The sequence below is a fragment of the Vibrio sp. 10N.261.55.A7 genome (genome assembly GCF_002877365.1).
Classification (GTDB): Bacteria; Pseudomonadota; Gammaproteobacteria; order Enterobacterales; family Vibrionaceae; genus Vibrio.
This window is the reverse complement of sequence record NZ_MCWZ01000129.1, coordinates 1-1,179: the sequence shown is the minus strand read 5'-3', so window position 1 is coordinate 1,179 and position 1,179 is coordinate 1. Positions and strand designations below refer to the sequence as shown.

General features: G+C 42.3%; 1 protein-coding gene. It reads right to left on the bottom strand.

Features of this window, described 5'->3' with window-relative positions; all coding sequences use genetic code 11:
- Window positions 1–1,179, bottom strand: a 1,179-nt coding sequence (locus BCU12_RS08695; RefSeq protein ID WP_102403942.1) for a methyl-accepting chemotaxis protein, incomplete at both ends; no start/stop codon positions are given.

The window sequence follows — 1,179 nt, the reverse complement described above, 5'->3', positions numbered from 1 at the left end:
TACTTCATCAGCAACAACCGCAAAGCCACGGCCTTGTTCACCAGCCCTCGCGGCTTCAATAGCAGCATTAAGAGCAAGTAAGTTGGTTTGCTCAGCAATGCCTTGGATAATGTGTACCGCACCACCAATCTTTTCAACATGCTCATTGAGAGAAGAAATAGACGTTTGGCTTTCTCCGAGTATGTTAGAAAGTTCGCTTATGTTATCAACCGTAGAGCTGACAACCTCACGCCCATTTTGCGCATTGATTGAAGCTTGTTGAACACCCTCAACAGCGACGGCTGTGCTTTCCGAAATCTCATTGATAGTAGCAACCATCTCTTGAACGGCCGTTGCCATAGAGGTTGTGTGGTCAGCCTGAGCGTGGAACTGTGAGATAACATTTTGCAATTCGTTATGCATGTTATCTGTCGTCTTAGAGAGTTGACCTGCTTTACTTTGAGTTCCTGAAATCAGTACTTCTAGCTTATCAAGGAGCTTATTGAAGTAGGTCGAAATAGACACTAATTCATTGTTACCTCTGAGTTCCGATCGCATGGAAACATTGTTAGAGCGTGCTATTTCTTGAATAACGACGAGTAATTGAGAAACTTGAACGTTGATGGAGCGAGCGATTTGATAGATAAAAATAATGATGAAGATAATAATACCAGCCGTGACACCCTGTTTGATGACGAGTAATTTTGACTGAAATTGCTCGACTTCTGCATCCAGCGTTGCTGAGAACGTTTTGAACTGTTCTTCTACTGTATGAGACAAGCTACGTGTGGCCCCAAGGAGTCCTTTATTGTATGCCACGCCTATGACATGTTCTTGGTCAAGAATCGCTTGAGCATTGGCCAAGAACTCCGAGTCACTAATATTGGTGATTAAAGAGTCATCCCATTCACCAAAGCGAAGCTTTTTGTCGAATCTAATGATGTCAATTAGGTCTTTATCCCCTAGGCCAGTTTCCAATTTTTCTAAGGAAGCATTGTATTGCCCAAGTAAATTCTGGTTCTCTTTTAGACCGAAGCTGTCATACGCGCTCACCAGTGTCTCAAACCCTTTTTGATAGGCCGTTATGTCCGCGCGAAGCTGTTCTGTCGAAGCAAAATCGTTAGAGATCAATATGTCGGAAAGCTCCGCCTCTTTATTTAGGAATATTTTTATATTGTCTTCAAATTTACTCAAATATTT